Origin of the sequence: Hymenobacter psoromatis (assembly GCF_020012125.1) — a bacterium.
Classification (GTDB): domain Bacteria; phylum Bacteroidota; class Bacteroidia; order Cytophagales; family Hymenobacteraceae; genus Hymenobacter; species Hymenobacter psoromatis.
Genome location: NZ_JAIFAG010000001.1, coordinates 4,213,761 through 4,237,587, shown reverse-complemented (window position 1 = coordinate 4,237,587; position 23,827 = coordinate 4,213,761). Strand labels below are relative to the sequence as shown.

The window sequence follows — 23,827 nt, the reverse complement described above, 5'->3', positions numbered from 1 at the left end:
CTACCCCTTCTATGCACCTCAATCCCGTTCTCATTCTCATCGGCCTCACGGTCCTCATCTCGGTCTATGCCTGGTCCAATGCTGAGCTGCTGCGCGCCTGGATACTTCAACCCTACGTGATGGCCCGCTCTGGCGGGCAGTGGTACCGCTTCCTCACCTCCGGCTTCCTGCACGCCGATTGGGCGCACCTGCTCTTTAATATGTTCGCCTTCTATTCCTTCAGCCCGGTGGTGCTTAATACCCTGGCTGAGCGTTACGGCTCGACAGCGGGGGTAGGGCTCTTTCTACTGCTCTACCTGGGCGGCATCATCGTCTCAGACCTGCCTACTTACTTTCGGCACCGCGACGACCCCGACTACCGCAGCCTGGGCGCGTCGGGGGGGGTAGCGTCGGTACTGTTTGCCAGCATCCTGCTCTTTCCAGTCAATGCCAATGGTGGGGGTATTATCATCTTCCCGATTCCGGTGCCTATTCAGCCCTTCTTGTTCGGTTTCCTTTACCTGGGCTACTCCTACTACATGGGCCGCCGCCGGGGCGACAATATCAACCACGATGCACACTTCTACGGCGCGCTCTACGGGGTGCTCCTTATTGCCGCCCTAGTGCCGGGCGTGGTGCCCGAATTCTTTCGGCAAGTAAGTAACTATCGGTTTTAAAATATTGATTATCAGAAACTTAATCTTAAAATCAGACTAATATTATTTCTTTTCGTAAAGGCTTGAACACCACACTCTTCACCACCGCCTTTATGCGATTCTTCACCACTCTCACCCGCCGCCTTTCACCGGTCGCTCTGCTTCCACTGCTGTTGCTGTTCGTCAGCAGCTGTAGCCGTTATAACAACAGCGGCTCGCTCAGCATTGCGGGAATTGTTTACCTCGTCCTGGCCATTTACGCCGTGGTTAGCTTACTGAAGCAGGATTGGTCGCTGACAAAGAAGCTTATTTGGGGCGCTATCATCTGGTTCTTCCCCATCGGCGGCTCTATCATCTACCTCCTTTTCTCAGGTCGCAGCAGCTAGCATCTACCTCAGCTTACCCCAACAAAAAACCCTGAGCCACTGGCTCAGGGTTTTTTGTTGGGGTAAGGGCCGGCACCCACTGACCTACTTCAGCGCTCGTTGCTTTTCCAGTCGGGCCACGCCCCGCACCAGTTCTCCGGCATTGGTAATCTGCTTGGCCTGCCAGTGGCCATCGGGCTGCTTGAGCAGCTTAACTTCTACTACCATGGTGGTGTCGTAGTGTGGCTGCGAAAATTCCAGCCCTACCAGCGCTTCCTGGCCCTTGTCGGTCGAGTATTTTATACCCTCAAATTTGCTGTCTGGCCCCACTACCCGGCCGGCTAATCCCAGCAATGAGATGTTCACCAGGTGCTTGGGTGCGGCGGCCTGGGCTTCTTCCAATGAGCCGGTAGCCACGAGGCGCTGCACCTCGGCACGGGCTGCGCGGGCCAGCTGCGGCTTTAGCAGCCCCAGGCTGCTGCGCAGCATCAGGCCGCCGCCCGGCACCAGCGCCGACAACACGCCGCCCTGGCTGGCTACGTCATCCACTAAGTGGCCCGTTAGCGCATCAACATCCACGTAGCGCTCAAAGGTGGCCAGGTCGTGCGTTTGGGTAGCCGCAGCTGCCTGCACCAGGGCATACTCCGGTCCTTTTTGCAAAGACTTGTAGTAGTAATAGCCGCCCGCTGCCAACGCCAGCACAAGCACGAATAGGAAGAGTCGTTTCATAAAAAGGGAAAGGAAATGCCCGGCTTTAGCCCAAAATTCGTGCGCAAAGCTACTGGTTGGGCGGCTGCCTACCCGCGCCCGCGCGTACAAGGGCGCATGTCTGCTTTTGCTTTTTCGCTCCCTACCCCCCTCCCACGGCCCGAAGTGCATGGCCACCGTGGTTGCCGGGGGCTGTACCCCGAAAACACCATCCCCGCCTTCCTGCATGCACTTCAGCTCGGAGTTGATGTGTTGGAGTTGGATGTAGTCATTTCGCTAGACCAGCAGGTAGTGGTTTCGCACGAGCCCTGGCTAGCCGCCCACTTAGGTACCGGCCCCGCCGGCGAGCTTATCGACCCCCAGCAGGAACAGAAGTTCAACCTTTACCAGCTGCCCTACCCCCTCATTCGCCGCTGCCTGGTAGGGCAGGAGCCTCACCCGGAATTTCCCCGGCAGCAGCCGGTGCCTAGCTATCGACCACTTCTTCGGGAGGTTTTGCAAGCCACCGAAGCGGCGTGCCGGCAGGCTGGCCGCGCAGCCGTGGGCTACTCCGTAGAGTTGAAAAGCACGCCTGCTGGCGATGCGATTTACCACCCGCAGCCTACTCGCTTTGTAGAGTTAGTGCTGGCCGAATTGGATGCCGCGGGCGTGCTCGCTCGCACCACACTACTAAGCTTCGACCAGCGCATCCTGCAAGCGACTCGCCGGCTATTACCCACCCAGCCCTTGTGCCTGCTGAGCGAGGAGCCGACGCTGGGGGCTTCTTTGTTCGGGCAGCTTGGCTTTGTACCCGAAACGTTTGGTCCAGACTTTCAGCTTTTATCTACCCGCTTGGTACAACAACTGGCCGCCCATTACCCCACCTTGCGCATCGTGCCCTGGACGGTCAATACCGTGCCCGACATCCAGCAAGCCATTACCTGGCGGGTAGCCGGTATAACCACCGACTATCCTGATGTGCTACTGTCATTGTTAGTGTAACGATTTTTTGTAATTACAGCGCATTCTGCTTTTATCCGTTACGTGTTACAGTAGGGTTATTACAGCTTTTTCTTAATGTTACATCTTATCTTTACGCATCACTGTTAGCACGACGTATTTTACGCTAGACAATTTGGTTTACAATAATACGTTTTTGATATTTGTATTTTCATTCCGTAACGCTCTCACTCGATGCTCCACCAAGGTGAAATACTGCAAGAAGCCATAAAAAACAGCGGTATCTCCATTACGCGCATAGTAGAGGAACTGGGCATTACACGTCCGACTATCTACCGTAAATTCAAGGACGATACACTAGATGCCAATTTTGTAAAAAAAATCGGTCAAATTATCGGACATAATTTTTCTTCAGACTTTACAACTGCTGAACAATCATCTTTACCATTTGTAACATTAACGCCTCGGCTAAGTGTTACACCACGTGTAACACCTCTGCAAGCCCCCGATTCTGACCCAGTTAAGCAGCTTCTAGCTTTGCAAACTAAGTACATTGCCCTCCTAGAGGCGTACAACGAGCTTTTGCTGAAGGTGTATGGTCCGAAGTAACAAAAATGTTTCACGTGGAACATTTTTGATGTGTTTACAAGCGGACTGATTTTACGGAGCTGGAAAGCGAAGGAATGATAGACCACCTCGCACCTCCACCCAGGCTGCTTTGACGCAACATCACCTTATAGAGACGACCCTTCCTGTTAAAGCGGTACCCAATACGAGAGTGATGCGAAGATGCGCAGGTCTGCATCTTTACAAACACAAGCGCCGACCTCCGACTTACAGGAAAACTACCTCAGTCACGACTTGGCTGCCGACTTCGGTGTTCAGCATTTCCAGTACGCGGGTCTTGGCCATCACCAGCTCGTGCTTGAGCGGGGCCGAGGTGAGGCGCACGAATAGTTTACCCTTACTCACGTAAACCTCCTTGGTTTTGAGGGCGACGGCTTTGCCCATTACGCGCTCCCAGCTAGCTACTACCATCACCTCATTCAGCTTGCCGCCGAGGCGGTAGGCCCGTACCAGCGCTTCCAGGCCCTCCTTCAACGGAATGATGTCGGCCCGGCGCGCGGTGGGGGAGAGGCTAGATTTTTTCACGAGGAAAGGGTAAGATAGTGCGCGAGACTGCTCTTCAACTGGGCTGACCCTACCCCTCAAAAGTACGCCCGCGAAGGCGCGAAAAGAGCGGCAGGCATAGCTAAAGCGTAGTCACCGAGCCAGCCTGTACGCGGAAGCGCCGAATGTCGCTGCCCACCCCGGCCAGGGCTTGGTCAGTACGCGCCAAATTGGTGTCGGTCAGGAAAACCTGGCCGAAAGTGTGGTTGGCGACCAGCTGCAACAGGCGAGCAATCCGCTTGTCGTCGAGCCGGTCAAAAATGTCATCAAGTAGGAGTAGGGGCTTGGCGGGTGGCTCGCCGACAGGCTGCGGCCTGCCGGCAAGCAACTCAAACTGCGCGAGCTTGAGCGCGATGGCGAAGGATTTTTGCTGGCCTTGCGAGCCATAGCTTTTGACCGGTAAGCCATCCATCAGGAAAACGAAATCATCGCGGTGCGGCCCCGTGGTGCTGCGCTGCAAGGCCCGGTCGCGCCGCTCATTGGCGAGCAGCAGGTGTCGGAAGTTCTGACCGGGCAGCTGGCTTTTGTAGTCCAGCACTACGGCCTCGTGGCCATCAGCCAATTGGGCATAGTGCCGCTGAAAGACGGGGATGAACTGCGTTAGAAATTCGGCGCGGAGCTGCGATAATTGCTCGCCCAACGGTGCGAGTTGGTCGTCGAGAGTTTGCAGGTATAAGGCGTCGAAACCGCGACTACCGTCGCCCTGCTTGAGAGTGAAGTTACGCTGGCGCAGTAACCCATTATACTGGATGAGTAACTCCAGGAACTCGTGGTCGAGCTGCGATTGCAGGCTGTCGAAATAGCGGCGGCGCTCTTCACTTCCCTCCCGAATAAGGTCGGTATCATAGGGCGAGATGAGGACGGCGGGATAGCGACCAATGTGGTCGGCCAGCCGGAGGTATGGCTGCTTATCGTGGGTAATAATCTTCTTCTGACCCGCCCGTAGGCTTACTTGGATGGTTTCAGGCTTGGCCAGCGGGGCTGGCGTGAATTTGCCTTTCACCACGAAGAAGTCAGCCCCCTGCTTGACTGCTTGGGCGTCGGCGCTGGCGAAAGCACTCTTGGTAAGTGCCAGGTAATGAATAGCATCGAGCAAATTGGTTTTGCCGCTGCCATTGTCGCCTACGAAGCAATTGATGCCGGAGCTGAAAGTAAGGCTGGCTTCCTCGTAGTTTTTGAAAAACAACAGGTGCAACTGGTCGAGCGTCATTCGGAGCAGGGGGGTGGGAGTACGGACAGAATTACGTAATTTCGCCCTCCCAACGCGAAATTATACACCCCGAATTATGGCGGAGTCGAAAGTAAAGGATGCGCCGAAGGCTGGCGCGAACGGAAAATCAGCCAATGGCCAGACGCCAAAGACAGTAGATGCAGCTACGGGCGTAGTAACCGCGCCCCTGCCGGCCGTGGAAGAAATGCCTGATGCCCACCAGGGCGGTAACCCAAGCGGCGAGCCGATAGCCACTTCTCCCGCCAAGCCAGAGTTCTCAAAAGAAGTCTACCTGGCCTGGTATGCGCAAATGCAGCTCATGCGCAAGTTTGAGGAGAAAGCCGGTCAGTTGTACGGCCAGCAGAAGATAAAAGGTTTCTGCCACCTCTACATCGGCCAGGAAGCCTGCGTGGCCGGGGCCATATCGGCGCTGGAGCCGGGCGATAAATACATTACCGCTTACCGCGACCACGCGCACCCGCTGGCGCTCGGTACCTCGCCCAATGCCATCATGGCCGAGTTGTTTGCGAAGGCTACCGGCTGCTCGAAGGGCAAGGGCGGCTCGATGCACATGTTTGATAAGGAAGTCGGTTTCATGGGCGGGCACGGCATCGTGGGCGGCCAGATTCCGATGGGTGCGGGCATTGCCTTCGCCGAGAAGTATAACAAGACGGGCAAGCTCTGCATCTGCTACATGGGCGACGGCGCAGTGCGCCAGGGCGCTTTGCACGAAGCCTTCAACATGGCCATGCTCTGGAAGCTACCCGTGATTTTTGTGGTAGAGAATAATGGCTACGCGATGGGCACCTCGGTGCAGCGCACCTCCAACGTGACCGACCTGCACATCATCGCCGAAGGCTACCAGATGCCCAATGAGCCGGTGAACGCCATGAACGTGGAAGACGTGCACCACGCCGTGGCCCGCGCTGCCGAGCGTGCTCGCGCCGGCGAAGGCCCCACCTTCCTGGAGTTTAAAACCTATCGCTACAAGGGCCACTCGATGAGCGACCCGGCCAAGTACCGCACCAAGGAGGAAGTGGAGGAATACCGCCACCGCGATACCATCGAGTCCGTGCGCCACACCATCCTGACGCATCATATGGCCACGGAGGACGAGCTGAACGCGACCGACGAGCGTATCAAGGCCCGCGTGCAGGAGTCGGTAGATTTTGCCGAAAACTCGCCCTACCCCGATGCGGCGGAGCTGTACCACGACGTGTACGTTCAGAGTGACTATCCGTATATTCACGACTAACTCAAATTTAACCCGGCCCCTTGCCCGCGCGGCCGGGTGGCCTCCCGCGGCGCGGCCTACCTTCGCGCTTCGCCGCCGAGCTACCTACTATAATGTCTAAGATTCCATATACCGGCAAAACGCCGGGTGCCCGTCAGCCCGTTCGCCCCGTATCGGCCGACCCGCTGGCACCGGCCCAAGAAAGCTACGCGACCGAAAATCCGTTGCTCGAAGACCCCGACGCCCTCGCTGCCCGCCTGGCCGAATCGGAAGACTTCGTGCGCCGCAACCGCAATGTGCTGCTGGGGATTCTGGTGGTAGTGGTGGCAGCGATAGCGGGCGCTTTCGGCTACAACTACTGGCGCACCGAGCAAAATACGCAGGCCGAGAACGCCATGTTTAAAGCCGTGGACTATTGGGAAGCCGACTCGCTGAACAAGGCGATGAAGGGCGACGGCAAGCACCCCGGCCTGGCCAAAGTGGTAACGGAGTATAGCAGCACCAAAACCGGCAACCTGGCCAGCTTTTACGCGGGCGTGGCCGCCCTCAAAGAAGGTAAGTTCCAGGAAGCCTACAACTACCTCGACAAGTTCAGCTCGAACGACTACTTGGTGCAGTCGCGGGCGTACTCGCTGATGGGCGACGCCAAGCTGGAGCTGAATCAGCCCAAGGAAGCCGCCGAGCTATATGCCAAAGCCGCCGACCACAATGCGAATGACTACTTCTCGCCCGGCTACGTGCTGAAGGAAGGGGTAGCCCTCGAAGCCGCCAAGGATAACGCCGGGGCCCTGAAAGCCTACGACCGCATCCTGAACGACTACGCCACCTCGCAGGAAGCCGCCGAAGCCCGCCAGCGCAAAGCTGCCCTCGGGCAGTAAGCGCGAACCTTACCTTAAAGTCGCAACGGCGCTTTCCTGCCACGGAAAGCGCCGTTACCTTTTAGCGAGCCCTACCCCTCTCGAACCCGGCCAACACGAAAACGGCGCACGCCCTACCCCCAGGTCCGCGCCGGTCGCATCCACGACATCTGCTTCAACTGCAACATCTGTGATTTATGGCAACCGCCCTCCAAAACCTAAGTACCTACGACAGCAGCAGCTTCGTAGACATCAGCGACAAACGCTTCGGCCTGGTGGTAGCCGAGTGGAACCGCGAGCTGACCGACACGCTCAGCAATGGTGCGTATGAGACGCTGCTCAAGCACGGGGCGAAGCCCGAAAATATCTTCCGCAACACCGTGCCCGGCAGCTTTGAGCTGACACTGGGCGCGCAGCTGCTGGCACAGCACGACGAGATAGATGCCGTGGTGTGCCTGGGGGTAGTGATTAAGGGCGATACGAAGCACGACGACTATATCTGCCACGCCGTGGCGCAGGGCCTGACTACGGTGGGGCTAAAGTATAATAAGCCCGTGATTTTTGGCTTAGTCACGACTAACACTCTGGAGCAAGCCTGGGACAGGGCGGGCGGGCGGCACGGCAACAAGGGCGTCGATGCCGCCGTGGCCGCCATCCAGATGCTGGGCTTCTGAGGCAATGCGGAAGCCGGTGAAATAAAGCCGCAAAAAACCAGTACCTTTGCCCCGCGAAAGCCTTACTGATGAGATTCTGACCAGAATCGAGGATGAAGCAACTGCCAAACTTTTTGGCTTAGCTGGACGTTGAGCAAGCCACGCATTCGTATTTCTACTTATTTTACCTGCTTTTCGATGACTGAGGAAAACCTCCGCTATTCGCGGGAAGACTTAGCTGAGTTTGACCGGATTATTCAGGATAAGCTAACGGCTGCTCGCAAAGAGCTTTCCTTTATCAAGGAAACGCTGACCCGCAACAATGAGTCGGGCACCGACACTACGGCTGCCTCGCTGAAAGTGCTGGAAGACGGCGCGGAAACTGCCGAGAAAGAAAGCCTGAATCAGCTGGCCTCGCGCCAGATGAAATTTATTCAGCAGCTCGAAAACGCGCAGTTGCGCATCAAAAACGGTACCTACGGCGTGTGCATCGGCACGGGTAAGCTCATCCCAAAAGAGCGCCTGCGGGCGGTGCCTCACACGCAGCACTCTATTGAGGCCAAGCTAGCCCGGCGCGACTAAGCCCGGCGACGTACACTGGCCCGGACCCGCACCCGGCGCTTCGGCGGCGGTGGGCGGGTCCGGGTCTTTTTTACCGCCTACCCCCCCCGGTAGGCGGCAGCCCTTACCAGCGCCGGCGGCGCGGGACTATAAGCCAGCATTCGATAACCCTATCAGCGATTACTAACATGGGTAAGCAACATTCTTCAGACGATAAGCCCGGTCGGCGCGGCCCCGGCCGGCCCGGCGGCGATGCCCGCGGGGGTGCGCCCCGCAGCGGCGGCAACTATAAAGGCAGCCGGCCCGATGGCCGCAGCGAGGGCTACTCGCCGGCCCGGCCCACGTTTGGGCAGGGGGGCGGCAAGTCTGGCGGCCGGCCAGCCGGAGGTGGTAGCTCATCGTTTGGAGAAAAACGCAGCTTCGGCGGCGACCGGCCCGAGCGTGGAAGCTACAGTGACCGGCGCGGCGCGGTCAGCGGCGACCGGCCCGAGCGGGGCAATAGCAGCTCTGGCGAAAAGCGGAGCTTCGGTGGCGACCGCGGTGGCTCTGGCGAAAAGCGCAGCTTCGGCGGCGACCGGCCCGAGCGCGGCGGCTATGGGGAGAAGCGCAGCTTTAGTAGTGGACGGCCCGAGCGGGGCAATAGTAGCTACGGCGAGAAACGCAGCTTTAACGGCGACCGGCCGGCGCGCAGCTTCGGCGACCGTGACCGCGAGGCCCGCCCGCTGCGCCCCGAGCAGGCGGAGCGCGGCGAGCGCCCGGCCTACCCCCCCAAACCCATCTGGCAGGGCCAGCCGGTGCGCTACGAAGGCAAGCCGACCGTACCGCGCGGCACCCAGGGTGAGCGTAACCGCAAGTTTATTAAAACCAATCCCGACGGCACGCCCGTCGAAGGCCCGCAGCTTGGCAGTGAGCGCCCGGCCTATACCGGCCGTGACGAGCGCCGCTCGTTTGAGGAGCGCGACAATACCCGCCCTACCCCCCGGCCCCGGCCCGAAAGCAGCGACGAGCGTGCGCCTCGTCGCGAATACGGTGCGCGGGCCGGCGCTGATGACCGCCGCGGCGGCTATCCTGACCGCCGGCCCGCCAGCGGGCCAGCGAGCGAGCGCCGCAGCTTCGGCGGCGAGCGCGAGGGTAGGGAGCGTGGCGGCTACCAGAGCCGCGAGGACCGCCCGGCTAATGCAAGCCGCGATGACCGGCGCAGCGGCTCCGCCGACCGCGACCGAGCGGCTGGCAGCTTCGACAAGCCGCGCAGCTACGGCGAGCGGCCAGCCAGCGGCGGTAGCGGCACGTTTCGAGAGCGGCGCGAAGCGATGCGTGACGCGCAAAGCGGGCCGCGCCGGGGCACCGGCTACGGCAGCAAGAGCAGCACCGGCGACCAGGTAGGCCAGGCCCCCGACTACAAAAACCTTTCGCACTACGAGCAGGATAAAAACCGGGGCAACAAGCGCCGCCGCGATGACGAGGACTTCGGCACCGAGGAGCTGCGTTTGAATCGCTACATCGCTAACGCGGGCATCTGCTCGCGCCGGGAGGCCGACGCGCTGATTGCGGCCGGCGAAATCCGTGTCAATGGCGAGGTTATTACTGAGATGGGCTACAAAGTGCAGCCCGCCGACACAGTGCAGTACGGCAAAACCAACCTCAACCGGGAGAAGCTGGTGTACGTGCTGCTGAATAAGCCTAAAGACTTTATCACGACTACTGACGACCCCGAAGGCCGCAAAACCGTGATGGACCTGGTGGCAAAGGCTTCGAAGGAGCGCATTTTCCCGGTGGGCCGGCTCGACCGCAATACGACGGGCCTGCTCCTCTTTACGAACGATGGCGAGGTGGCGCAGAAGCTCTCGCACCCGTCGCACAAGAACAAAAAAATTTACCAGGCGGAACTAGACAAGCCCCTCACGGCCGAGCACCTGGCCCAGATAACGGCCGGCGTGGAACTGGAAGATGGCAAAGCCGAGGTAGACGACGTGGCCGTGGTGGCTGGCAACCCGCACTTTGTGGGTATCGAGCTGCACGTAGGCCGCAACCGCATCGTGCGCCGCATCTTTGAGCACCTGGGCTATGACGTGGTGGCCCTCGACCGGGTGCAGTACGCCGGGCTCACCAAGAAGGAATTGTCGCGCGGTAACTGGCGCTTTTTGACTGAGCAGGAAGTCATTCGGCTGAAGTATTTTATGTAAATTCCTATGTTTCTGCTCTTTCAACTCCCTGGCTCCTAGTTGTCATTTAAACTAAGAACTAAAGAGTTGAAAAAGTCAGAAATCAGGAGCCCAACATGACAGTGCTGGCTTTCGACCTTGGCAATACGGCCCTGAAATATGGTGCGTTTGGGCCGGCCGGGCTGCTGGAAAGTGGCGTGCTGGCAGCCCCGGCTCAATTGAATGAGCTGTGGCAGCGGGTGCGGCCGGCGCGGGCCATCCTCTCGTCGGTGGCCGACGAGGCCACTGCGCAGCCTTGGCTGGCAGAGCTGGCGGCCGTGGGCGGCCTGGGGCAGGTGCTACCCTTCCGGCCGGGCTTCACGCCGGTACCGCTACGCAATAGCTACGCCACGCCCCACACGCTGGGCCCCGACCGGCTGGCCGCCGCCGTAGGCGCGGCCTACCTGCGGCCGGGCCATGATACGCTGGTGCTGGACGCGGGCACGGCCCTCAAGTTTGACTTCGTAGCGGCTGATAATACGTTTCATGGTGGCAGCATCGCGCCCGGTCTGCAGATGCGCCTGCGAGCCCTGCACGCATTCACGGGTCGGTTACCGCTGCTCGATTTGCCGGCGGCTAGTGCCCCGGTGCAACTAATTGGCGACAGCACGGCCTCTTCCATACTGAGTGGGGTAGTGCGCGGGACGGCCGCCGAGGTGCGCGGCCTGGTGGCCGAATACCAGCGGCGCTACCCTGGCTTGGGGCTTCTGCTGACGGGCGGCGACGCCCCGTATCTGCTCGTGGCCCTTGCCCCGCTGGCAGACCGTATCTTTGCCGTGCCAGAACTGGTGCTGCTGGGCCTGGATAAGATTTTACGCTATAATGTTGACATCTAAAAAATTATCTGGAGCGCTGCTGACGGCCGCCGCCACCTTGCTAACCAGCGCGGCCTGGGGGCAAGGCCTGGGCAATTCGCCCTACTCGCGCCTAGGCCTGGGCGACTACATGGGCAACTACGGTGGCGTGCGCCAGCTGGGCATGGGCGGTGCCGGCCTGGCCGCGCCCAATACCGGCAACGTCAACGAGCTAAACCCGGCCTTGCTGGCCTACACGCCCCGCACCACCTGGGAGGCCGCCTTCACGGGGCAGTCGAAAACCGTGAGCACGGCCACTACCTCCAGTAGCAATGGCTCGGGCACGCTGGGCTACCTGGCGCTGGCCGTGCCGCTCAATAAGCGCTGGGCCGCCGCTATTGGCCTGAAGCCTTATAGCGCGGTAGACTACTCGACCAATACAATTGGGGCCGTCAACGGCGACCCTACCTCGGTGGCCCTGCGGCAGTACCGGGGTACCGGCGGCTTATCGGAGGCGTATTTTGCCCACGGCATTCACGTGCTGCGCGACTTCAACATCGGGGGAAGCGCTTCGTATTTGTTCGGTACCATCGACCAGACGACGGGCACGGCCATCGCTACCCCCACCAGCGCGGCTCAGCAGCTGGTGGTGAATGATGAGGCCCTGCGCTATTCGGACTTCCTGTTTCGGGCTGCGGCGCACTACCGCCACAAGATTGGCAAGACGCTGAACGTGAACCTGGGCGCGGTGCAGACTTTTCAGGGCAACCTGAAGGCCGGGCGCATTCGTACCACTCAGCAGCAGGACCCCAACGGCGCGCTACTGGCCGGTACGGGTATCGTGCAACTCTCCGACGACCAGGGCAGCGTTATCGTGCCGGCGCTCACGCAGGCGGGCTTTACCCTGGATAATGGCACCAACTGGACGGCCAGCATAGATGCCTCGCGGCAGGAGTGGTCAAAGTTTCAAACCTTCAGCCTGCTTTCTACCGCCGGCCTGCGCAACACGTTGCGCGTGGCCGCCGGGGGCGAGTTTACCCCTGACCCTGGCTCAGTGGAGCATTATTTCCAGCGCGTGACCTACCGCGCGGGCCTAAGCGTAGCGCAGCTGCCCTACTCCCCGCTGGGCCAGCGGCTCTACGACCGGGCCGTGCACTGGGGCTTCGCCTTTCCGCTGCCCACGGCTACTCCCCTCGAATCGACGGTTATCAGCATGGCCTTTGTGTATGGCGTGCGAGGGAATACGGGGTACGTCAACGGTAACAATGGCGACAGCAACGTGCGCGAAAACTACCTGCGCGTGCAGGTGGGTGCCACCCTCAGCAACCGCTGGTTTATCAAGCGGCGGCTGCAATAATGCGGGGGGGTAGGGGTAGGCTGGCGGCCTGCCTGGTATTGGTGGGGCTGCTGGCGGGCGGCTGCCAGAAGAAAGAGGATGCGCCCAAAAAAGTCATTTATACTGGCCCGCTGCTCGAAACGGAAAACGTGGTGGAGCTGCTCAGCGATTCAGCGCGGCTGCACATTCGCCTAACGGCCCCGCTGGCCCAGCGCTTCGAGAATGGCGACTTGCTCTACCCCAAGAGCGCGGCCATCACGTTCTACGATAAGAAAGGTAAGCACGTAGTCAATACTATAAATGCTAGGTGGATAAAGTTTGACAACGCTAAGCAGCTCTACATTCTGCGCGGGGCAGTGAAGGTGACCAACGTGCCGCAGCAGCAAAAACTCAACACCGAGGAGCTGTTTTATAACCGCAGCCAGCAAAAAATATATACCGACAGCGCCATGTTCGTGCGCGTGCAAACGCCCGCCGAAGTGCTCACCGGCTACGGCCTCACCGCCAACCAGGATTTCTCGCGCTACGGAATTCACCGCCCTACCGGCACGTTTACCCTGAACCAGGCCCAGAGCTTGGGGAAGTAAATAAAAATGAGAAAGACCGTCATGCTGATGAAGGAAGCCTCTCGCCCGCGTGAGTAATCTTAACGGTTGAGGTCAGTTACGCGGGCGAGAGGCTTCCTTCATCAGCGTGACTATCTTATTTAATTCAACCAACCCATGAAATTCGATAAGTCCCTCTTGCGCACGGTGCTGTTTGCCCTGGGCGTGGTATCGTTCGTCATCGGGGTGTACCAGACCATCCTGCAAAACAGCGTGGGAAAAAATTACTGGATATTCATGATTTCCTTGGTTTGCTGGCTGCCTCTCAACTACTGGCGGCAAATGGATGCCCGCGCCGCCAAGGAAAGGGAGGTAGCTAAAAAAGTAGCCGAGTTGAACCGCCCCGTCATCAAGGGCCCGAAAAATAAGAAGCGCCGCTAGGGCCGCTGGGGCCGCTTCGGGGCCGGCCGGAGGGGTAGGAGCTTGATAGTTCGGGCGTTTTATGATTATTTTGCGCCTCTTTTTGACTAGCTGTTGCTTGTTGGTTGCTGATTGTTAATCCTTTATTAGGGCCTCATGAACTTATAAAAACCCACAAGCAACAACTAACAAGCAACAATCAGCAAGCAACGTAAATGGCATTAATTAACACAATACGGGAAAAATCGGGGGTCGCTGTGGGCGCGGTCGCCATCGGGATGCTGCTCTTTATAGTCGGCGGCGACCTGGTGGGGGGCAAGAGCCGGCTTTTTGGCCGCGATGGCAACGTGGTGGGCGAAGTGAACGGCAGCAAGATTGAGCTGCCCGAATTTACCGCTGCCCTGGAGCAGGCCAAGCAGAACTTCGCCAACCAGCAGGGCCGCCCGGCCGACGAGCAAGCCACCGGCTACCTGCGCGACCAAACTTGGAACCAGCTGCTGTACCGCCGCGCTTTCCAGCCCGAAATTGACAAGCTCGGCCTGACCGTGGGCGACGACGAGGCCGTGGATATGGTGCAGGGTGCTGACCCCAATCCGGCCATCAAGCAGGCGTTTACCGACCCTAAGACGGGGCAGTTTGACCGCGCCCGGCTCATCGACTACCTCAAAAACCTGGACAAGCTGCCGCCCGAGGCCCAGGCCGCGTTTCATAATTTTGAAGCCAGCCTGCGCGACTTCGACCGGCCAGTGAACAAGTTTAATGCGCTGCTCAAGAACTCGGTGTACGTAACTACGGCCGAGGCCAAAGCTTTTGACCAGGCCCAAAACGCCAAGGCTAGCTTCCGCTACCTGTTTGTGCCTTACACCAGCTTGTCAGACTCGGCCTTTAAGCCCACCGACACGCAGCTGCAAGACTACCTCGACCGCCACAAGGCTCGCTTCCAGGTGCAGGATGGCCGCAGCATCGAATATATTGTGGTGCCCGAAGTAGCGACCAAGGCCGACAGCGCCGCCCTGCGCCAAAGCGTGGCTGGCCTGGCTCAGCAATTCCGCACCGCGCCCAACGACTCGTTGTTCGCGCGCGCCAACTCTGACCAGCCTTACAGCCACGCCTACCTCTCGCCCGGCGACCCGGCCTTTCCGGAGAAGCTGCGTGCGCAATTGCCTTTGAAAACGGGCGAAGTATACGGCCCCTACGTAGAGAATAATGCGCTGGCTCTCTACAAAGTAACCGGCGAGAAGGCAGGCATCAAGCCCGCCGCCCGCGCCAGCCACATTCTCATCAAGGCCGATGCCCAGATGAGCCCCGAGGCCAAGGCCGCCGCTAAGAAGCAGGCCCAGGATATTCTGAATAAAATTAAGGGCGGGGCCGATTTCGCGGCGATGGCCCGGCAATTCGGTACCGACGGCACCAAGGACCAGGGCGGCGACCTGGGCTGGTTTGAGGAAGGCCGCATGGTGCCGGCCTTCAGCAAGGCCGTGTTCGCGGCCACTGCCGTCGGCGTGCTGCCCAACCTGGTAGAAACCAGCTTTGGCTACCACATTATTAAGGTAACGGCTCTCAAAACCAGCCAGACCTACCAGCTGGCGGCCGTGGTGAAAAACGTGCAGCCCAGCGACGCCACCCGCGAGGCCGCCTACTCCAAAGCCGAGCAGTTGGTGGCCGAAGCCAACAGCCTCGCTGCCTTCCGCGCCCTGCCCACCAAAGATAAGACCCTGCAAAAGCAGGAGGCCAAGTTCGTGGCCCGTGATGCCCAGGGCGTGAACAACCTGCCCGGCTCGCGCGAAATCGTGCGCTGGGCTTTCGGCTTCAACCCCGACGGTGGCTCCGAAACGAAGGTGGGCGACGTGCACAAGTTTGACATCGGCGACCAGCACATCATCGCGGCCGTGACCGCCACCCGCGACAAGGGCCTGGCTACCGTCGAGAGCGTGCGGCCCGAGCTGACCGCCGCCGTGCGCAGCGAGCTGAAAGCCAAGCAACTCATGGAGAAATTGCAGGGCAAAACCGGCTCGCTCGAAGACCTGGCCAAGCTGGCCGGCACCGGCGCGGTGGTGCAAACGGCGGAGGGCGTAGCCCAGGGCCAAGGTACCATTCCGGGGGTAGGCTACGAGCCCGACGCGGTGGGTCGCGCTTTCGCCCTGAAAGCGGGTCAGAAGTCGGGGCCCATCCAGGGCGAGCAGGGCGTACTGGTAGTAGAAGGCACCAGCATAACGCCCGCCGCCGCTGGCGACCTTAAACTCGTGCGCCAGCAACTAACTCAGCAGCGCCAGCAGCGCCAGGATGGGCTCATCTACGAAGCCATTAAGGGCCAGGCTAAAGTGAAAGACAACCGCTCGAAATTCTTTTAAGCTCGCGGCCAAGTACTGGGGTAGGGGCGACTATCTGGCATAAAATTCAAAAAAAGCTCAACGGCCTGTTTTGCAAGCGCTTGCTTGCGAAGCAGGCCGTTGGGCTTTTGCGTCGGCCAGGGGCACGGGTAGTATTTGGGAAAGAAAAATTGTGTGGCCGCTGACTCAGAGTACCAGCCACCCCGGAATTAATACTACTTTAGGCGCTATATTAACGACCTGATTTCACTCTTTACCCATTTTACATGAAGCACTTGTTGACTCTGTTGGGGATTGGCCTGGCTACTACGCCCTTGTTGGCGCAGCAGCCGTTGCTGCGCCCCAATTTACACCGTTCCGGCGTGGTGGTTACCAATAGCCAGGCCGTGGCGGCGGCCGCGGCGCTGCCCACCAATCCTGCTTCCCACCTCAGCCGCGAGCTTCAGCAGCTCTACGGCTATGCGGGGGGGGTAGGGCCGGCCGGCCGCAGCACCACCCCGCTGGCAACGACTGCCGTGCGCGAAGCTTTTCCGCTGCTGCTGCTGGGTAGCAACCAAGGCCCGGCCTCCGTACTGGTGCGCGTGACGGCCCGCGACGTAGCCGCCCTGCGGCCGCAGCTCGAAGCGCGCGGCTTCACCACGGTTTCGGCCCGGCCGCAGCTGCACTTTATCGAGGGCCGGCTGCCGGTGAGCCAGCTGGTGCCCGGCAAGGCGGGCGTGGAAAGCCTGGTGGCCCAGGGCCTGCTGGGCGTGCGCGCCGTGTGGCAGCCCGCCACCAGCACCGGCCGCTATTCAAACCAAGCCGATTATGGCTTACAGGCCAACCGCGTGCGGGCGGCCAAGCCTACCGGCTACGATGGCACCGGAATGCGCATCGGCGTAATGAGCGACTCGTATAACTCACTGGGTACCGCCGCCGCGGGCGTGGCTTCCGGCGACTTGCCTAACAACGTGCAGGTGCTGCAAGACCTGGCCGCTGGCACGGGCACCGACGAGGGCCGGGGCATGATTGAGCTGATTCACGATATCGCCCCAGGGGCGGGTAAGGCGTTTAGCTCGGTGTATAACGGCGAGGCCGACTTTGCCGACCAGGCCCTGCGCCTGGCCGACCCCACGGTGGGCAACTGCAAGATTCTGGTGGATGACATTAGCTATTTTGAGGAGCCCATGTTTCAGGATGGCGTGGTCGCGCAGGCCGTGAACGAGGTCAGCTCGCGGCTGGGGGTAGCCTTTTTCAGTTCGGCTGGCAACAATGCCGATGCCTCGTGCGAATATGTGGGCAACCCGTTTGTGGCCGTGGCAGGGGGTAGCGGCAACGCCGACCTGAACTTCAACCCCACCGGCCCGGCCGATACGCGCCAGCATTTCAGCATTCCGAAGGGCAATAAACTATTCCTGATTTTGCAGTGGAGCGACCCGTTTTATACAACCAACGGCGTGAAATCGGACCTGGATATGTACCTGATTAAGACCCGCCCTGGCGGCCCAATGAAGGGCGATACGATAGCTATCAGCAACGATAACAACCTGGCGAGCCAGACGCCGGTCGAAGGGCTTTCGTACACGAACAACAACGATACCGACACCGAATTTGACCTGGTCATCAGCCGCCGCACGGGCACGGCCGACCCGACGCGGGTGAAATACATTTCGTATGGCGACGACATCACCGACGTGGCCACTGCGGCGGGTATTCACCTGGAGTACTTTACTCGCAGCAGCACCGTAACGGGCCACCACGCCGCCGCAGGCGGCAACTCGGTGGCCGCCGCGCCGTCCTACCTGCGCCTGGTGCCCGAAAGCTTTACTTCCAAAGGCAACCCTACCTTCCTTTTTAACCCCGATGGCAGCCCGCTGGCCGCGCCCGTAGTGCGCGCCAAGCCCGACTTCACGTCGATTGACGGGGTCACCACATCGTTTTTTGGGCAGCAATTTCCGGGTCAAGACCCCAAGGATGGCTTCTTGTTCTTCGGCACCTCGGCGGCCGCGCCCAACGCGGCGGCCGTAGCGGCGCTGCTCTTGCAGGCTAATCCTAACTTCACTCCGGCCCAGGTCAATGCCCGACTCATCGCCACGGCTCTCGATATTAATACGCAGGGTCCCGATGCCCTCACCGGGGCGGGCCTGATTAACGCCTACGATGCCGTGTTTGGCCCGCAAACCTCGGCCCCGGCTCCCTTCGTGGAAACCTTCGACAGCCAGACCCTTTCGCGGGCCTGGAACCTGCAAGGCGGCTCCTACGGCCGCATTCTGGTGCGCACCGGCTATGGCCCCGCCTCTGCCCCCGGCCAGCTCGTGCTAGACGGTATTCTGGCCGCGGTGGGCGTAACCAACCGCCGCAACATCGCCGAGCTGCACCTCGACCTGAGCACAGCGACTCCCGGCGGCTGGGTGCTGACGTTCAAGCACAAGAAGTTTGGCGGCGAAACGGATGAGCCGATGCCCACCACCTTCACCACTAACTCTAATACCGATGGGGTAGCGCTAAGCATAGATGGTACCAGCTGGTACCGGCTGGCCGACATCACGGGTACCAACGTCAGTACCGACTACAAGACGGTGACGGTCAATCTGAATACGTTTGCCACGGCCAACTCCCTGACCCTGGGTAGCACCGTGCGTATCCGCTTCCAGGGCATTAACAGCGGGGAAGTTGATTCGACCATTCCGCAGTTCGTTGGGGGCCGGGCCTTCGACGACGTGACGGTGGTAGGGGCCAACGCGGCCCAGGCCCCAGTGGCGCAGTTTGGCTCATCGGCCACTACGGCGGCCATCTGCCCCGGCAGCACGGTGCAGTTTACCGACGCCTCGCTGTTTGCGCCTACCAGCTACGCTTGGTCGTTCCCCGGTGGCACGCCGGCCACCAGCACCGTGGCCAACCCGGTGGTGACTTATAACACGGCCGGCACCTACGACGCGACGCTGACCGTAACCAACGCCAGCGGTACCTCGACCCGCACTACCCAGGCCGTCGTCACAGTTTCCAGCGTGCAGCCCACGGCTGACTTCACGGCCCGCCAGGCTCCAATTTGCCCCGGTGGCCGCCTCACGTTCACTAACCTTTCTACCAACTGCCCCACCAGCTACGCCTGGACCTTCCCAGGGGGCACGCCGGCCACCAGCACCGATGCCAGCCCGACCGTGACCTTCGCCACGGCCGGCACCTACACCGTGAGCCTGGTCGCCAGCAACAGCAACGGGGCCAGCACCGCTAAGAGCTTCACCGTGCAGGTGCAGGGCGCGGCCTTGGCCGTGCCCTACGCCGAGGCGTTTGCCTCCGGCATCCCGGCCGCTTGGGGCGTGCTCAATCCCGACAACAGCCTGACCTGGACTTCGGCCCCGAACACGCTGCTCAAGGATGGTACCCGCGGCACGGCCGTGGTGATGCCCTTTGCGCCCTACGCCGCCGTGGGCCAGCGCGATTCGCTGCAATCGCCGGCTTTCAACCTGGTCGCCGGGCAGGCGAATATCTCCCTGCGGTTCGACCTGGCCTACGCGCCGATTGACCAGCTGGGCACGGCCAACGACTCGCTGGCCGTCTTCGTTTACACGGCCTGCACCAACACCAGCCTGGGCCAGGTATACCTGAAATCGGCCAAAGCCGGCCTGGGCACCACGCTGCCCCGTAGCGGCACCATCTACTCGCCCTCGTCGCCCAGCCAGTGGCGGCAGGAAAACGTGAACCTGAGCACCTTCGCGGGCCAGCAGGTGTACCTGCGTTTCGTGGCCTACAACCAGTACGGCAACAACCTCTACCTGAGCAATGTGCGAGTGGACAACAACGCCCTGCTGGCCACCCGCGCCCAGGTTGATTCGCCGCTGCTACAAGCTTACCCCAGTCCCGTGGCCGGCGGCCAGACCCTTACCCTGACGCTACCCGCCGTGGCGGGCACGGCCGCGGTGAGCCTCATCGATGCCGTGGGCCGCGTGGCCTGGCGCGCCACCGTGCCCCTGAGCCCGGCCGCCGCTACTCACCGCACCCTCGACGCCCCGCTGGCCTCGGGCCTCTACACCGTGCTCTGCCAAACGGCCGATGGCCAGCGCTACGCCCGCCGCGTAGTGGTGGAGTAAAGTTTGCTTAGCCATTAGCGCTTAGCTACGAGCTTTTAGCTTTTTGAAAACCCGGTCGGCTACCTAGCCGACCGGGTTTTTTTGTGGGGGTAGGGGGCCGATTTTGGTAAGAGCAGCAAATTTGCTTGATTGCGTAGTGCCCACTGCTCGCCACCGCGAGGGCACTACTTCCGGGATAGTCTTGTATCTTGGGCAGCTTAAAAACCAGAAATTATGCCTACCCTCGAACCCGCCGTGCGCCCGCCGCGCCGCGCCGTTGCCGCCCGCCGCGCCCTGCTGCGTGAGCGCCTCGTGCGCGAAACTCTGGACGGGCGGCCCCTTTACTACGCAGGTTACCAAGCCGTGCTGGCTGGCCGTAAAACGGCCGAGGAAATTAGGGGTTCAAGCTCATTGCAGCGGGTGCTGGTGGGGTATTTCATGCGTGTAATGCTGCGCCAGTTGGATGAAAATAAATACTGGTTCGCCACCAACGAGGCAGGCGTGCACCTCGACCACCGTGATAATATGTCGCACGACGTGGCCATTTATGAAAAAGCCACCCTGCCGCCCGACCAGATAAACACTCGCTACGTGACGGTGCCGGCCAAAGTGGTAGTCGAAATCGACGTGTGCATCGACATGCAGGACCCGGCCGACAGCAACTACGTGAACCGCAAAATCCGTAAGCTGCTGGACTTTGGCACCGAGCGCGTCATCTGGGTGTTCACCGATTCGCGGCAGGTGCTGGTGGCCGAGCGCGGGGCCGACGCCTGGCTCACGATGGACTGGCACCGCGACCTGGAGCTGCTCAACGGCCAGCTTTTCAACATCGGCCAGTATTTGCAAGAGCAAGGAATTGCGTAAAAGCACCTTAGTACGTTAAAAAGTATGCGTTTTCTACTGCTTTTACCAATAGGCTATTTGCTGCTGGCCGCTCCCGCGGCGGCTCAGATGCCCGGCCAGGGCGGCCCGGCCCGCGCCGGCAGCTGGGGACCCATCGACGCGCCCACGCTGGCCCGCGAGTATGCCCACCGGGGTGAGTATGACAAAGCCGCGTTTCTCTTTGAAAAGCTGAAGGGCGACGAGCAAACCAGCGCCGCCGTGCTGCCCGACTACCTCGCCACCCTGCAAGCCTTGAAGCGCTATAAAGACGCCGAAAAACTGGTTAAAAAAGCCATCAAGCAGCACCCCGAAGAGGGCACCTACGGCGTGGCGCTGGGCGCGCTCTACGCCACCACCGGCGACAGCGCGGCGGCCCAGAAGCAGTACCAACGCGTGATTACCCAGCTCAAGCCCGCCCAGGTAGCGCCGGTAGCCACCGACTTTAGCCGGCGCGAGCTGCCCGCCTGGGCCGAGCGCGCCTACCTGCGCGGCCGTGAGCTGGCTCAGAACAACACCGAGTACGCCCCGCAGCTCATCCAGCTCTACACCCAAACCCAGCAGCAGCCCCAGCTGCTGGCCGAGACCTTGCGCCTAGTGGAGCGCGACCCGCAGCAACTGCCCTTCGTGCGCAACATGCTCCAGAATGCCCTACGCGACGAAAAGGACTTCGACGCGCTCGAAAAAATATTGCTCGCCAAGGTGCAGGCCGAGCCCGAACAAACCAGCTACGCCGAGCTGCTGCTGTGGCTGCAAGTGCAGCGCCACGACTTCGTGGGCGCGCTGGTGCAGGCCCGCGCCCTCGACCGCCGCGCCAACGCCCAGGGCAGCCGCGTGCTGAGCCTGGCCGGCATTGCGCAGCGCAACCGCGACTACGCCACCGCCATTGCGGCCTGCGATTACGTGGTGCGCGAGTACCGCACCGGCCCCTACTACGCCATTGCCCGCCAGCTGCTGTTGCAAGCCCGCGAGGCCCAGGTGCGCGATGCCTATCCCGTGGACCCCGCCCAGGTGCAAGCCCTGGCTACCGATTATCAGCAGCTTATCACGGAGCTGGGCCCTACCCCCGATGCCGCCCCGGTGATGCGCCAGCTGGCCAACCTCTACGCCTTTCAGCTCGATGATAAAGCCAAGGCCATGAGCTTGTTGCAGCAGATAATTGCCATGCCCCGCGCCGAAACCGACGTGGTGGACGAAGCCAAAACTACCCTCGGCGACTTGTATTTACTGAAGGGCGAGCCTTGGGAGGCCACGCTGCTTTATTCGCAGGTGGAAAAGGCCCACCCCGAAGCGCCGCTGGGCTACGAGGCCAAGTTGCGCAACGCCCGGCTGAGCTACTTCGCCGGCGATTTTAAGCTGGCCCAGAGCCACCTAGATATTCTGAAAGAAGCCACGACCCGCGAAATTGCCAACGATGCCATGCAGTTGTCGCTGCTCATTCAGGAAAATACCGCCGAGGATACGTTGGGCCTGGCCCTGAAGGATTACGCCGCCGTGGAAGAACTGGTATTTCAGAATAAAATCCCGCAGGCCGAGGCCGGCCTCGACGCGCTGCTGCGCAAGTATCCTGGCCATGCCCTCACCGACGACGCCCTGTTTTTGAAGGCCCAGCTGCAGCGCCGCACCGGCGACTACGCCGCCGCCGTAGCCACCCTGGGCTTCATTACCAGCAACCCCAAGTACGACGTGCTGAGCGATGACGCGCTGTTTCTGACCGCCGAAATTCAGGATGAAAACCTCAAGGACAAAGCCCAGGCCCAGGCCCTGTACCAGCAGGTGCTGACTAAATACCCCGGCAGCATCTACGTGGCCGAGGCCCGCAAGCGCTTCCGGCGGCTGCGCGGCGATGCCGTGCAGTAGGGGGGGTAGGGCTACCCCGCGCGAAATCTCACTGCAAAGCCCTGACCGGGTAACCACAGCCCCGTTTTGGTATCAGTAAAAAGCTAGCCGCCAGCTGTGGGCGGTTTTTCTACTTGCCGTCTAATGCCGTTTCTGCGTCTGCTGCCAAGAGTTTGTTTGCTTTTTGGCAGGGTTGACCAAAGCCCAAAGCCGGCCTTTCGTTACGGGACGCAGGTTGGCGGGGCGGCCATGCTACGCAAGAGTAGCTTAGAGGCTTGGAAGCGCGAGCCAGGCGCGTCGCTGGCCGCTTATGTTACCGTGAAGCAGTAGCTAGCAGTACGTTTTGTGAATAATTTATTCCTAATAAGATACTGGTTTATAAGTATTTTGCTGGCCGTTGGGCAGCGGGCCGCGGCGCAGGCTGCCGGCCCGCCGGTCCTGCTGCGCATAAGCGGCAGCGTGAGCGACGCGGGCAGCCAGCGGCCGCTGCCGGGCGCTACCGTGCGGGTGCAGCGCACCCGGCGCGGCACGGCTGCCGATGCGCAGGGCAATTTTTTGCTCACTGCCCGGCCCACCGACACGCTGCTGGTGCGGGCCCTGGGCTATAAGCCGCAGCAGGTGCTGCTGCGAACCGCAGTGCGGGCGCAACTAGGGCTGCAAGTGCGCCTGCAGCCCGATTCGGTGCGTCTCGACGAGGTGAAGGTAACGGCCGACCGCACCGACCACGCCAGTATTGACCGGGCGTTGCGCAACCTGCGGCGGCCGCCCGTAGTGCAGCCCAAGGTAGCCGTGCGCCCCAAGCTTACGCCGATGTTTCCCGTCGATTCGACTCCGCCGCCACCCCCGTCGACCGGCTCCATTGCCATTGACTGGGCCTACAAAAAGCTTTCCCAGGAAGGCAAAGAGCGCCGTAAGCTGCAAGCCGCGAAGGCGGCCGATGCCAAAGAAAAGGCTCATCAGCGGCAGTTGCAGTACAACAAGGCGTTCAAGGATAACCGGGGGTACGAGTAATCGGCGCTACGCGAAAACCAGGTATTACCGAAAGAAGATGAACAGCACGGCCAGCACCAGGATGAATACCACGTACATCAGCCCATCGGAT

21 protein-coding genes are annotated in these 23,827 nt (G+C 60.8%); 18 read left to right on the top strand and 3 right to left on the bottom strand.

What is annotated here, in order from left to right; translation table 11 throughout:
* The first annotated feature begins 11 nt into the window (after positions 1-11).
* Together LC531_RS18320 and LC531_RS18315 are read left to right on the top strand one after the other, a co-directional pair.
* The gene (locus LC531_RS18320) at positions 12-656 is read left to right on the top strand and encodes a rhomboid family intramembrane serine protease (RefSeq protein ID WP_223652855.1); all 645 of its coding nucleotides are present in this window, start codon (positions 12-14) and stop codon (positions 654-656) included.
* Between the two features lie 62 nt (positions 657-718).
* Positions 719-1,021: a PLD nuclease N-terminal domain-containing protein gene (locus LC531_RS18315; protein ID WP_223652854.1), complete on the top strand. Its 303-nt coding sequence runs from the start codon at positions 719-721 to the stop codon at positions 1,019-1,021.
* A gap of 84 nt (positions 1,022-1,105) precedes the next feature.
* On the opposite strand, the gene LC531_RS18310 is transcribed toward LC531_RS18315, so the two are convergent.
* Entirely contained in the window at positions 1,106-1,729 is a 624-nt protein-coding gene (locus LC531_RS18310; protein ID WP_223652853.1) for a DUF2939 domain-containing protein, read from the bottom strand.
* Positions 1,730-1,825: 96 nt separating this feature from the next.
* On the opposite strand from LC531_RS18310, the gene LC531_RS18305 reads away from it, so the two are divergent.
* Both LC531_RS18305 and LC531_RS18300 read left to right on the top strand, forming a co-directional pair.
* Positions 1,826-2,689, top strand: a complete 864-nt coding sequence (locus LC531_RS18305) for a glycerophosphodiester phosphodiesterase family protein (protein ID WP_223652852.1) — start codon at positions 1,826-1,828, stop codon at positions 2,687-2,689.
* A 192-nt stretch (positions 2,690-2,881) separates the two neighbouring features.
* Positions 2,882-3,256 (top strand): transcriptional regulator, encoded by a 375-nt coding sequence (locus tag LC531_RS18300; protein ID WP_223652851.1) that lies wholly within the window; start codon positions 2,882-2,884, stop codon positions 3,254-3,256.
* 225 nt (positions 3,257-3,481) lie between these two features.
* On the opposite strand, the gene LC531_RS18295 is transcribed toward LC531_RS18300, so the two are convergent.
* Positions 3,482-3,799 (bottom strand): DciA family protein, encoded by a 318-nt coding sequence (locus LC531_RS18295; RefSeq protein WP_223652850.1) that lies wholly within the window; start codon positions 3,797-3,799, stop codon positions 3,482-3,484.
* 100 nt (positions 3,800-3,899) lie between these two features.
* Positions 3,900-5,027 (bottom strand): DNA replication/repair protein RecF, encoded by a 1,128-nt coding sequence (recF, locus tag LC531_RS18290; protein WP_223652849.1) that lies wholly within the window; start codon positions 5,025-5,027, stop codon positions 3,900-3,902.
* Between the two features lie 205 nt (positions 5,028-5,232).
* Here recF and pdhA point away from each other — a divergent pair, with 205 nt between their 5' ends.
* From pdhA to LC531_RS18220, 14 genes are all read left to right on the top strand, one after another.
* Complete coding sequence (pdhA, locus tag LC531_RS18285; RefSeq protein WP_223654001.1) at positions 5,233-6,282, top strand: pyruvate dehydrogenase (acetyl-transferring) E1 component subunit alpha; 1,050 nt, start codon at positions 5,233-5,235, stop codon at positions 6,280-6,282.
* Between the two features lie 92 nt (positions 6,283-6,374).
* Entirely contained in the window at positions 6,375-7,139 is a 765-nt protein-coding gene (locus tag LC531_RS18280; RefSeq protein ID WP_223652848.1) for a tetratricopeptide repeat protein, read from the top strand.
* 176 nt (positions 7,140-7,315) lie between these two features.
* Positions 7,316-7,792: a 6,7-dimethyl-8-ribityllumazine synthase gene (gene ribH, locus LC531_RS18275; RefSeq protein WP_223652847.1), complete on the top strand. Its 477-nt coding sequence runs from the start codon at positions 7,316-7,318 to the stop codon at positions 7,790-7,792.
* 177 nt (positions 7,793-7,969) lie between these two features.
* Positions 7,970-8,353: a TraR/DksA family transcriptional regulator gene (locus tag LC531_RS18270; protein WP_223652846.1), complete on the top strand. Its 384-nt coding sequence runs from the start codon at positions 7,970-7,972 to the stop codon at positions 8,351-8,353.
* Positions 8,354-8,520: 167 nt separating this feature from the next.
* Positions 8,521-10,515, top strand: a complete 1,995-nt coding sequence (locus LC531_RS18265) for a pseudouridine synthase (protein WP_223652845.1) — start codon at positions 8,521-8,523, stop codon at positions 10,513-10,515.
* 95 nt (positions 10,516-10,610) lie between these two features.
* The gene (locus LC531_RS18260; RefSeq protein ID WP_223652844.1) at positions 10,611-11,369 is read left to right on the top strand and encodes a type III pantothenate kinase; all 759 of its coding nucleotides are present in this window, start codon (positions 10,611-10,613) and stop codon (positions 11,367-11,369) included.
* Positions 11,356-12,684: a hypothetical protein gene (locus LC531_RS18255; RefSeq protein ID WP_223652843.1), complete on the top strand. Its 1,329-nt coding sequence runs from the start codon at positions 11,356-11,358 to the stop codon at positions 12,682-12,684. Before LC531_RS18260 ends, LC531_RS18255 begins: the two co-directional genes overlap by 14 nt.
* Entirely contained in the window at positions 12,684-13,250 is a 567-nt protein-coding gene (lptC, locus tag LC531_RS18250) for an LPS export ABC transporter periplasmic protein LptC (protein WP_223652842.1), read from the top strand. Before LC531_RS18255 ends, lptC begins: the two co-directional genes overlap by 1 nt.
* A 135-nt stretch (positions 13,251-13,385) precedes the next feature.
* Entirely contained in the window at positions 13,386-13,649 is a 264-nt protein-coding gene (locus tag LC531_RS18245) for a hypothetical protein (protein WP_223652841.1), read from the top strand.
* Positions 13,650-13,843: 194 nt separating this feature from the next.
* Positions 13,844-15,979, top strand: a complete 2,136-nt coding sequence (locus LC531_RS18240) for a peptidylprolyl isomerase (RefSeq protein WP_223652839.1) — start codon at positions 13,844-13,846, stop codon at positions 15,977-15,979.
* Between the two features lie 245 nt (positions 15,980-16,224).
* Positions 16,225-20,028 carry a PKD domain-containing protein gene (locus LC531_RS18235; protein ID WP_223652837.1) on the top strand — a complete coding sequence of 1,268 codons (3,804 nt, stop codon included), beginning with the start codon at positions 16,225-16,227 and terminating at the stop codon, positions 20,026-20,028.
* Between the two features lie 213 nt (positions 20,029-20,241).
* Positions 20,242-20,871, top strand: a complete 630-nt coding sequence (locus LC531_RS18230) for a Uma2 family endonuclease (protein ID WP_223652835.1) — start codon at positions 20,242-20,244, stop codon at positions 20,869-20,871.
* 24 nt (positions 20,872-20,895) lie between these two features.
* Complete coding sequence (locus LC531_RS18225; protein WP_223652833.1) at positions 20,896-22,746, top strand: tetratricopeptide repeat protein; 1,851 nt, start codon at positions 20,896-20,898, stop codon at positions 22,744-22,746.
* Positions 22,747-23,070: 324 nt separating this feature from the next.
* A complete protein-coding gene (locus tag LC531_RS18220) occupies positions 23,071-23,736 on the top strand; it encodes a carboxypeptidase-like regulatory domain-containing protein (protein WP_223652831.1) in 666 nt (221 codons plus the stop codon).
* Positions 23,737-23,827 lie beyond the last annotated feature (91 nt).

What these genes read in the sequence shown, in the direction of transcription:
- LC531_RS18320 (WP_223652855.1), top strand. Translation starts at nt 12, where the DNA reads ATGCACCTCAATCCCGTTCTCATTCTCATCGGCCTCACGGTCCTCATC.
- LC531_RS18310 (WP_223652853.1), bottom strand. Translation starts at nt 1,729, where the DNA reads ATGAAACGACTCTTCCTATTCGTGCTTGTGCTGGCGTTGGCAGCGGGC.
- LC531_RS18305 (WP_223652852.1), top strand. Translation starts at nt 1,826, where the DNA reads ATGTCTGCTTTTGCTTTTTCGCTCCCTACCCCCCTCCCACGGCCCGAA.
- LC531_RS18300 (WP_223652851.1), top strand. Translation starts at nt 2,882, where the DNA reads ATGCTCCACCAAGGTGAAATACTGCAAGAAGCCATAAAAAACAGCGGT.
- recF (WP_223652849.1), bottom strand. Translation starts at nt 5,027, where the DNA reads ATGACGCTCGACCAGTTGCACCTGTTGTTTTTCAAAAACTACGAGGAA.
- pdhA (WP_223654001.1), top strand. Translation starts at nt 5,233, where the DNA reads ATGCCTGATGCCCACCAGGGCGGTAACCCAAGCGGCGAGCCGATAGCC.
- LC531_RS18280 (WP_223652848.1), top strand. Translation starts at nt 6,375, where the DNA reads ATGTCTAAGATTCCATATACCGGCAAAACGCCGGGTGCCCGTCAGCCC.
- ribH (WP_223652847.1), top strand. Translation starts at nt 7,316, where the DNA reads ATGGCAACCGCCCTCCAAAACCTAAGTACCTACGACAGCAGCAGCTTC.
- LC531_RS18270 (WP_223652846.1), top strand. Translation starts at nt 7,970, where the DNA reads ATGACTGAGGAAAACCTCCGCTATTCGCGGGAAGACTTAGCTGAGTTT.
- LC531_RS18265 (WP_223652845.1), top strand. Translation starts at nt 8,521, where the DNA reads ATGGGTAAGCAACATTCTTCAGACGATAAGCCCGGTCGGCGCGGCCCC.
- LC531_RS18260 (WP_223652844.1), top strand. Translation starts at nt 10,611, where the DNA reads ATGACAGTGCTGGCTTTCGACCTTGGCAATACGGCCCTGAAATATGGT.
- LC531_RS18255 (WP_223652843.1), top strand. Translation starts at nt 11,356, where the DNA reads ATGTTGACATCTAAAAAATTATCTGGAGCGCTGCTGACGGCCGCCGCC.
- lptC (WP_223652842.1), top strand. Translation starts at nt 12,684, where the DNA reads ATGCGGGGGGGTAGGGGTAGGCTGGCGGCCTGCCTGGTATTGGTGGGG.
- LC531_RS18245 (WP_223652841.1), top strand. Translation starts at nt 13,386, where the DNA reads ATGAAATTCGATAAGTCCCTCTTGCGCACGGTGCTGTTTGCCCTGGGC.
- LC531_RS18240 (WP_223652839.1), top strand. Translation starts at nt 13,844, where the DNA reads ATGGCATTAATTAACACAATACGGGAAAAATCGGGGGTCGCTGTGGGC.
- LC531_RS18235 (WP_223652837.1), top strand. Translation starts at nt 16,225, where the DNA reads ATGAAGCACTTGTTGACTCTGTTGGGGATTGGCCTGGCTACTACGCCC.
- LC531_RS18230 (WP_223652835.1), top strand. Translation starts at nt 20,242, where the DNA reads ATGCCTACCCTCGAACCCGCCGTGCGCCCGCCGCGCCGCGCCGTTGCC.
- LC531_RS18225 (WP_223652833.1), top strand. Translation starts at nt 20,896, where the DNA reads ATGCGTTTTCTACTGCTTTTACCAATAGGCTATTTGCTGCTGGCCGCT.